We start from the raw sequence: 237 nt of genomic DNA on the forward strand, positions 1-237 counted from the left end.
CGGTAGCGGTATAGGTGACCACTCCACCCTCGACGGCCGATGGCGTGGCGCTCAGGGTCACGGTGCTGGTGTCGATGGTGTCGGTGACCGAAGTAACCGCCGGCGTCGAGCTGACGTTGAGCTTCTCGAAGTCACCACCGGTCGTGCCGGTGATGGTCGCTTCAACCTTACCGGCGTCGACGTACACGGTGTTTTTCGGTGCGTCGACGGTGATGGTGCCTTCGCTCAGGCCCTTGG

Annotated in this window: 1 protein-coding gene; it reads right to left on the reverse strand. The window is 63.3% G+C overall.

Going from position 1 to position 237, the window contains the following annotated elements; all coding sequences use genetic code 11:
- Positions 1-237 (reverse strand): immunoglobulin-like domain-containing protein (locus J5M56_RS27335; protein ID WP_207938247.1); only part of this gene is annotated, 237 nt, incomplete at both ends.

Source organism: Pseudomonas sp. 51_B, assembly GCF_017491595.1.
In the GTDB taxonomy this organism is placed as follows: domain Bacteria; phylum Pseudomonadota; class Gammaproteobacteria; order Pseudomonadales; family Pseudomonadaceae; genus Aquipseudomonas; species Aquipseudomonas promysalinigenes.